This window comes from Ciceribacter ferrooxidans (assembly GCF_004137355.1).
GTDB classification, from domain to species: domain Bacteria; phylum Pseudomonadota; class Alphaproteobacteria; order Rhizobiales; family Rhizobiaceae; genus Allorhizobium; species Allorhizobium ferrooxidans.
Genome location: NZ_SDVB01000425.1, coordinates 47,905 through 54,240, shown reverse-complemented (window position 1 = coordinate 54,240; position 6,336 = coordinate 47,905). Strand labels below are relative to the sequence as shown.

The following is a 6,336-nucleotide window of genomic DNA, read 5'->3' as shown; positions in this document are numbered from 1 at the left end:
CCGGCGAGGGTCAGGCCGGACGGTACCATCCGGCGGGATCTTCCCGGGCCACCGGCCAGGCGTCAGCGAAGGTCCGTCACCGGACGGATGAGCGCTCGACGCCGATCCGCGCCGGCCGATGCCGAGACGTCACGTTTCGGCAGAGGCGCCGCCATGCCAGAGAGACGCATGCAGCGGGAAAGAACGCCGAACGGGGCGCCGCAAGGAGCCACATATTCATACTCTGACAGGCCCCCTGCGGCGCCGCGTCCGAGACTGAAGTGACCCGACCCGGAGGGAGCGATCCCGACCGGCGGCGGAGCTTGAGCGTTCTTTTGGCGATCCCGCGGTATCGGCGACCGGGCGGGATCGCTCCAAAAGCTGGACGGCGGCCGAACGCAGGAGGTGAGCATGCAATTGCGACCAATGTCAGACGCCCGCAGACCAGCCGTTGTCCTTTGCCTCGCTCACCAGCCACTTTGCCAGCCATTCGACGTGGCCGCCCGGTTGGTCGGGCGCCACCAGCCAGTAGCCGCGTCCCTTCGCCTCAAGTGTCGGGCCAACGGCACGGAGAACGCCCGACGCCATGGATGCGTCGACGAGCCCCTCCCATCCGATCGCTATCCCCTGCCCTGTCAGCGCGGCCTGCACGACGAGCGAATAGGTGTTGAAGGTCAGGTCGACATGCCCGGCCTGCGCCTCCCTCTTCGCGCCGAAGTGCGACAGATAGGTCGTCCATTCGAACCACGGCGCCTGCGAGGGGCTGTCGAGGTGGATCAGCGTCGATCGGGCGAGCGAGGACGGGTCGTCGAACGGTCCGTTCCTCTCGGCGAATGCGGGCGTGCACACCGGCGTGACGACCTCCGGTACGAGCAGGAGGGCGTCCGCCTTCACGTCGCTCTTCGCACCGAAGACGACGGCAATCTCGTTTTCGCCGAGACGGGTCTGCTGGAAGCGCTGTGTCGCGACGATCTGGATGTCCAGTTCGGGATGGAGTTGCCGGACCGCATGCATTCTCGGCATCAGCCAGAGCGCGGAGAAGGCATAGTCCGTCAACAGCCGGATCGTCCCGCGGTCGCGCTCGGCATGGAACCCGCGCACGGCGTCGTCGACGTCCCCGACCGCCCGCCGGGCGATCTCGAACAGCTGCCGCCCCGCCGGGGTGAGCTCGACGCCACGGTGGACGCGCTCGAAGAGCGCGACCCCGACCTCCTCCTCGGCCCGCCGGATGTGATAGCTGATCGCCGGCTGCGACATGTTCAGCACGTTTGCCGCGGCAGTCAGACTGCCCTGTCTCGTCGCCTCGACGAAGACGCGCATCCAGCCGAGGTCAACCGGTCGCTCTCGCATCGAAAATCCTTATGGCAAGCATCGAGAAAACCCGTCTTCACAGGGAAGGAAAATAGATCGACGAATACGGAAATCAAATAACAAGGGGAATGAAAATGAAGAAGACTTCTGTTGCCGCCGGCACCACGCTGGCGATCCTTCTCTCCGTTTCGGTCGCCGGGACCGTCCATGCCGGTGAAGACGCGGCCTGCAAGACCATCCGGATGTCCGATCCCGGCTGGACCGACATCACCGCGACGAACGGCGTCGCCGGCGTCCTGCTCTCGGCCCTCGGCTACGAAGCCGAGGTCAAGACGCTTTCGGTGCCGATCGGCTACGAGGCGATGAAGAACAAGGAGATCGACGTCTTCCTCGGCAACTGGATGCCGGCGCAGAACGCCTTCATCGAGGATCTGAAGAAGGCCGAGGCCATCGAGATCGTCGGCCGGAACCTCGAAGGCGCGAAGTTCACGCTGGCGGTGCCGTCCTATGTCGCCGCCGAGGGTGTAAAGGACTTTTCCGACCTTCAAAAACACGCCGACGAATTTGACCATTCGATCTACGGGATCGAGCCCGGCGCACCCGCCAACGGCAGCATCCAGAAGATGATCGATGCGGGCGAGTTCGGCCTCGCTGACTGGAAGCTCGTCGAGTCGAGCGAGCAGGCGATGCTGGCCCAGGTGGAGCGGGCGGCCGAGAAGAAGGCGGCGATCGTCTTCCTCGCCTGGGCGCCGCATCCGATGAACAACCGGTTCGAGCTCACCTATCTCTCCGGCGGGGACGCCTATTTCGGACCGAACTACGGAGGCGCCGAGGTCTATACGCTCGCCCGGACCGGCTGGACGGCGATGTGCCCCAACGCCGCGCGTCTGTTCAAACAGCTCACCTTCGACATCGCCATGGAGAACACGCTGATGGGGAAGATCCTCGAGGGCGAGGAACCGAAGGCGGCGGCCACCGCCTGGCTGAAGGAAAACCCGCAGTCGCTCGGGCCATGGCTCGAGGGCGTGACGACCTTCGACGGCGCTCCGGGCACCGAGGCCGTCAAGGCATCCCTCGGGCTCTGAGCAGGAAAGACGTCATGGCGCGACCCAATATCCTCGTCCTGATGGTGGATCAGCTGAACGGAACGCTGTTTCCCGACGGACCTGCCGAGTTCCTGCACGCGCCGAACCTGAAGGCGCTGGCGGAGCGCTCCGTACGCTTCGCCAACACCTATACGGCAAGTCCCCTCTGCGCGCCGGCGAGAGCCTCATTCATGTCGGGCCAGCTTCCGAGCCGGACGCGCGTCTACGACAATGCCGCCGAGTTCGCTTCGGACATACCGACCTTTGCCCACCACCTTCGCGCGGCCGGCTACCAGACCTGCCTCTCGGGGAAGATGCACTTCGTCGGACCCGACCAGCTTCACGGCTTCGAGGAAAGGCTGACAACGGACATCTACCCCGCCGACTTCGGCTGGACGCCGGACTATCGCAAGCCCGGCGAGCGGATCGACTGGTGGTATCACAATCTCGGCTCCGTGACGGGCGCCGGCACGGCCGAGATCACCAACCAGATGGAATATGACGACGAGGTCGCCTACCACGCGACGCGCAAGCTCTACGATCTCGCGCGCGGGAACGACGAGCGGCCGTGGTGCCTGACCGTCAGCTTCACTCACCCGCACGACCCTTATGTCGCCCGCAAGCGCTTCTGGGATCTCTATGAGGATTGCCCGGCACTCGCCCCGAAGATCGGCGATATCCCCTTCGCGAAGCAGGACCCCCACTCACAACGCCTTCTCGTCGCCTGCGACCATGACGCTTTCGAGATCACGCAAGAGGACGTGCGGCGCGCGCGGCGCGGCTATTTCGCCAACATCTCCTATGTCGACGAGAAGATCGGCGAGATCATCGACGTGCTGGAACGGACCGGCATGGATCGGGATACTGTCGTCCTGTTCGTCTCCGATCACGGCGACATGCTGGGGGAACGCGGCCTCTGGTTCAAGATGAGCTTCTTCGAGGGGTCGGCGCGCGTGCCCTTGATGATATCGGCCGCGGACTGGGAGCCCGCTCTCGTCGAAACGCCCGTCTCCACGCTCGACGTCACACCGACGATCGCGGCGATGGCCGGCATCGACATCGCTTCGGTACGCCCCTGGACCGACGGCGAAGACCTCGATCCCGTCGCCCGGGGCGAAGGCAAACGTGGGTTCGTGCCGATGGAATATGCGGCCGAGGGCTCAGAAGCGCCGCTCGTCGGTCTCAGGGCCGGACCGTACAAGCTGACGCTCTGCGAGAAGGACCCTCCGCTTCTCTACGACGTCGAGGCTGATCCCGACGAGTTGCAGAATCTCGCCGGAGACCCGCGTCACGCGGAAACGCTCACCCGTCTGGCTACCGAATGCGAGAAGCGCTGGAACCTTCAGGCCTTCGACGCCGCAGTCCGGGAAAGCCAGGCGCGGCGCTGGGTCGTCTACACCGCCCTGCGCAACGGCTCCTACTACCCCTGGGATTACCAGCCGCTGCAGAAGGCCTCGGAGCGCTACATGCGAAACCACATGGACCTCAACGTGCTCGAGGAAAGACAAAGGTTTCCGCGCATCTCGGAGTGACCGGTGGACGGCTAGCGGCAGATGCGAATTTGCCGAACTGTTTGATTGACACTGGTCTTTCTGGTAGGAAATACGATCATGACGATGCATTTCGGAGCCATGATCGTGCCAGCCGAGTTCCCGGAGCTTAGCGCTCTCGTTTGGAACCGCGATCCTGCGCGTCCGATACCTGCGCGAGATGTATTCTTTCTCTATGAACGCAACTGGCGCTTTGTGGACCGTGAACACCTTACCGACAAGGAACGCCTTCTCATCGAGGAACTTACCGAAGAGTTCGGCAACGGCCGGATGCTGACCGCCTGATCGCGCAGGTCTTGCACGCGGCACCGAAATGAACGCGTTCTGCTGTGACCACGGTAAGGAATTTCATGACCTTCTATCGTCCCCAACATGAGAACATCGCAGAGCTCCTCCGCTCGGCGAACCGTGACCTCTTGATGGGCAGCAGGTGCTTCTTCGGCGGGGGAACTGCAATCGTCCTGAAGAACGGCGAATACCGCCAGTCGCTCGATCTCGACTTCCTCTGCGCCGACACCGATGGATATCGAAAACTCCGCAATGCGCTCCAGGAACAGGGCATAGGTGCAATCTTTCCGGTGGAAGCGAAACCTCTTCGGGAGATCCAGGCAGACGGCTACGGAATCCGGACCCTACTCGAGTACAAGGGACAGCGCATTAGGTTCGAGATCGTACGAGAAGCCCGCATCGAACTGAACGGGGATATCGACCCCGTTCTACTCGTGCCCGTCCTGAGCGTTGAAGACATGTTTGCTGAGAAACTGCTCGCGAACTCCGACAGGTGTTTCGACCGGGCAGTATGCTATCGTGATGCCATCGATCTTGGTCGGCTGGTCGAGGCGCACCACCACATTCCGGCAGCAGCAGTGGAAAAAGCCGAGAGAGCCTACGGTGCTGACATTGCCCGCAAGATGTCGGGTGTGCTGAACCTCCTGCTGAACCGAGGACTGGTCGAGACGGTCGCACGCGAACTCGACATGAGTGACGATGCTGCGATTTCGGCCGTTTCGAACCTGCGATTGGAAGTTATACGCATCTGGCCGCATGCGGGAATCCAGAGCGAACAGAGCCCGGACGAACGAAACGACCTCTGACGACTCGTAAACGATCTGATGTGACGATATCTCCCTCGGTTTGGAGGTTGCCGTCGCACCCGTTGGGATACGACGGCGAGATCTCCTTGCGCACTCCTCTGCATCACCCCGCAATCGACGGGGCGAGGCGGGCGAACGCTTCCTGGCGTCTGTACGGGAAATGCGGATAGGGTGCCGTCACGGCGCTGGCCGCGTCGAGCCTTGCGACCTGGTCGTCCGTGAGCGACCAGCCGACCGCGCCGAGGTTCTGGCGAAGCTGTTGCTCGTTGCGGGCGCCGATGATGACGGAGGCGACGGTCGGCCGGCGGGTCAGCCAGTTGAGCGCCACCTGCGGCACGGTCCTTTCGGTCTCCTCGGCGATCGCCTCCAGCGCATCGACGACGCGGTAAAGGTGCTCGTCCTCCACGGGCGGGCCGAAACTTGCCGTCTCATGCAACCGGCTACCCTCGGGCAACGGAGTGCCGCGGCGGATCTTGCCCGTCAGGCGTCCCCAGCCGAGCGGGCTCCACACGAGCGCGCCGAGCCCCTGGTCCGCTCCGAGCGGCATCAGGTCCCACTCGTAATCACGGCCGATCAGCGAATAGTAGACCTGATTTGCCACATAGCGCGGCCAGCCATACCGGTCGGCGACGGCGAGCGCCTTCATGACCTGCCAGCCGGAAAAGTTCGACACGCCGACGTAGCGGACCTTGCCGGCGCGCACGAGGGTATCGAGGGTCGAGAGCACCTCCTCGACGGGCGTCGCCGCATCGAAGGCATGAAGCTGCAGGATATCGATGTAGTCGGTGTCGAGCCGTCTCAGCGCGTCCTCCACGGCGCGGATCAGCCGGAAGCGCGACGTGCCGGCGTCGCTCGGCCCCTCGCCCATCGGCAGGCCGGTCTTTGTCGAAATCAGAGCCTGGTCGCGGCGGCCCCTGAGCGCGGCGCCGAGCACGGTCTCGGAAGCGCCACCGGAATAGACGTCTGCCGTGTCGAAGAGATTGACGCCGGCCTCGAGGCAGATGTCGACGAGACGGCGGGCCTCCTTGTCGTCGGTATTGCCCCAAGCCCCGAAAAGTGGGCCCGAACCGCCGAAGGTGCCGGCGCCGAAACTCAAGACCGGAACCTTCAGGCCGGAGCGTCCGAGAAAGCGATAGTCCATGGCATTGTCCTTTCAGAGGATGGAGGGAAAGCGATGCCGCGGCAACCGCGTCGGGACGCCCGGAAAAAGGGACGAACGCCAGGAGCGATTATGGCCGAGGGTCTCCGGAACAGGAGATAGATCTCGCGAGAGAGATGATATAGTATGCCGTTTGGCACATCATTTATGAATTAGAG

General features: G+C 63.6%; 6 protein-coding genes. 4 read left to right on the top strand and 2 right to left on the bottom strand.

All coding sequences use genetic code 11. The features are described 5' to 3' along the window. Window positions 1-408 precede the first annotated feature (408 nt). The gene (locus EUU22_RS25065) at window positions 409-1,329 is read right to left on the bottom strand and encodes a choline sulfate utilization transcriptional regulator (protein ID WP_129334675.1); all 921 of its coding nucleotides are present in this window, start codon (window positions 1,327-1,329) and stop codon (window positions 409-411) included. A gap of 95 nt (window positions 1,330-1,424) precedes the next feature. Here EUU22_RS25065 and EUU22_RS25060 point away from each other — a divergent pair, with 95 nt between their 5' ends. From EUU22_RS25060 to EUU22_RS25045, 4 genes are all read left to right on the top strand, one after another. After that, on the top strand, window positions 1,425-2,375 hold the full coding sequence (locus EUU22_RS25060; RefSeq protein WP_129334674.1) for a choline ABC transporter substrate-binding protein: 951 nt from the start codon (window positions 1,425-1,427) through the stop codon (window positions 2,373-2,375). Window positions 2,376-2,389: 14 nt separating this feature from the next. Beyond that, window positions 2,390-3,907 (top strand): choline-sulfatase, encoded by a 1,518-nt coding sequence (gene betC, locus EUU22_RS25055; RefSeq protein WP_129334673.1) that lies wholly within the window; start codon window positions 2,390-2,392, stop codon window positions 3,905-3,907. Window positions 3,908-3,985: 78 nt separating this feature from the next. Beyond that, window positions 3,986-4,210, top strand: a complete 225-nt coding sequence (locus EUU22_RS25050) for a hypothetical protein (protein ID WP_245485302.1) — start codon at window positions 3,986-3,988, stop codon at window positions 4,208-4,210. Between the two features lie 65 nt (window positions 4,211-4,275). Then, on the top strand, window positions 4,276-5,019 hold the full coding sequence (locus EUU22_RS25045) for a nucleotidyl transferase AbiEii/AbiGii toxin family protein (RefSeq protein ID WP_129334672.1): 744 nt from the start codon (window positions 4,276-4,278) through the stop codon (window positions 5,017-5,019). A gap of 103 nt (window positions 5,020-5,122) precedes the next feature. Here EUU22_RS25045 and EUU22_RS25040 read toward each other — a convergent pair whose 3' ends face one another. Beyond that, a complete protein-coding gene (locus EUU22_RS25040; protein ID WP_129334671.1) occupies window positions 5,123-6,160 on the bottom strand; it encodes an aldo/keto reductase in 1,038 nt (345 codons plus the stop codon). Window positions 6,161-6,336 lie beyond the last annotated feature (176 nt).

Bases quoted from the DNA above. Each gene is read 5' to 3' on its own strand.
- EUU22_RS25065 (WP_129334675.1), bottom strand. From the start codon at position 1,329: ATGCGAGAGCGACCGGTTGACCTCGGCTGGATGCGCGTCTTCGTCGAG.
- EUU22_RS25060 (WP_129334674.1), top strand. From the start codon at position 1,425: ATGAAGAAGACTTCTGTTGCCGCCGGCACCACGCTGGCGATCCTTCTC.
- betC (WP_129334673.1), top strand. From the start codon at position 2,390: ATGGCGCGACCCAATATCCTCGTCCTGATGGTGGATCAGCTGAACGGA.
- EUU22_RS25050 (WP_245485302.1), top strand. From the start codon at position 3,986: ATGACGATGCATTTCGGAGCCATGATCGTGCCAGCCGAGTTCCCGGAG.
- EUU22_RS25045 (WP_129334672.1), top strand. From the start codon at position 4,276: ATGACCTTCTATCGTCCCCAACATGAGAACATCGCAGAGCTCCTCCGC.
- EUU22_RS25040 (WP_129334671.1), bottom strand. From the start codon at position 6,160: ATGGACTATCGCTTTCTCGGACGCTCCGGCCTGAAGGTTCCGGTCTTG.